This window comes from Leptospira soteropolitanensis, assembly GCF_026151655.1.
Classification (GTDB): domain Bacteria; phylum Spirochaetota; class Leptospiria; order Leptospirales; family Leptospiraceae; genus Leptospira_A; species Leptospira_A soteropolitanensis.
In genome coordinates, this window is the sequence record NZ_JAMQPN010000075.1 from 1 (window position 1) to 975 (window position 975).

2 protein-coding genes are annotated in these 975 nt (G+C 33.6%); both read left to right on the top strand.

Annotated features, from left to right (window positions below):
• Positions 1-145: 145 nt before the first annotated feature.
• A complete protein-coding gene (locus tag ND811_RS19360) occupies positions 146-460 on the top strand; it encodes a nucleotidyltransferase family protein (RefSeq protein ID WP_238755041.1) in 315 nt (104 codons plus the stop codon).
• Positions 450-797, top strand: a complete 348-nt coding sequence (locus tag ND811_RS19365) for a HepT-like ribonuclease domain-containing protein (protein ID WP_265365562.1) — start codon at positions 450-452, stop codon at positions 795-797. Before ND811_RS19360 ends, ND811_RS19365 begins: the two co-directional genes overlap by 11 nt.
• Positions 798-975 lie beyond the last annotated feature (178 nt).

A 975-nucleotide genomic window follows, 5' to 3' on the forward strand; every position in this document is an offset into this window, starting at 1 on the left:
AGTCTAGTTCGTTATGCGTAATCGCTCAAATTTATTCCCAAAGACATGAGAAACACTTTTTAATATGCAAAAAATATCGAAAACAGAGGCAAAAGCACCATATTCAATCGCTTGACTTTTACATAAAAACGACCAATTTTGATATATGGCGATAGTTGAACTTCTAGATTCAAACTCTATTCAAAACTCCTTAAAAAATTACAAAAAGGAATTGGATATTCTAGGAGTGGAGACCATTCATCTTTTTGGATCCGTCGCTAGAAATGAAGCTAAACAGAATAGTGATATTGATTTCCTTGTCAAATTCAAGTCTGGAATGAAAAATTTTGATAATTATATTAATCTTACATTTCTACTTGAAGACATTTTTAAAGTAAAAGTTGATTTACTTACTACTGACTCTATATCTGGTTCTCTGAAAATTTCCGTTGAAAGTGAGTCAGTATTAATTGAAGTCTGACTTAGATTATATTAAGCATATATATAATGAAATTCTCTTTCTAAAGGATGAATTATCAAAAACTGATGAAAATTCATTTCTTAATAATAATGTCCTAAAACGAGCATTTGTTCGAAGTATTGAGATTATTGGCGAAGCCTCTAACAAACTTTCTGATTCTTTTAAGAAAAGGCATAATCAACCTGAATGGCGAAAATTTTCTGCAACGAGAAATCATTTAATACATGGCTACTTCATCGTTGATTATGATATTGTTTGGGATCTTGTTAAAAACAAAATTCCAATACTTGAAATTCAAATTAAAGAAATTTTACAAAAAGAAAAAAACACTTTTTGATTAACTTCCGCGACTACGCATAACAGCAACTAACCGCTGCGCTTCGGGACTTCGCCCTCGCTTGGTCTCCGACACATAGGCTTTTGTCACTCCTCTTGCTTACGCAAGCGTCGTGCCAATCCCTAACGTCCCATTCGGGACTCAGGGCCAGCCTACGTCGGTTAGTCTAGTTCGTTAT

What these genes read in the sequence shown, in the direction of transcription:
- ND811_RS19360 (WP_238755041.1), top strand. Translation starts at nt 146, where the DNA reads ATGGCGATAGTTGAACTTCTAGATTCAAACTCTATTCAAAACTCCTTA.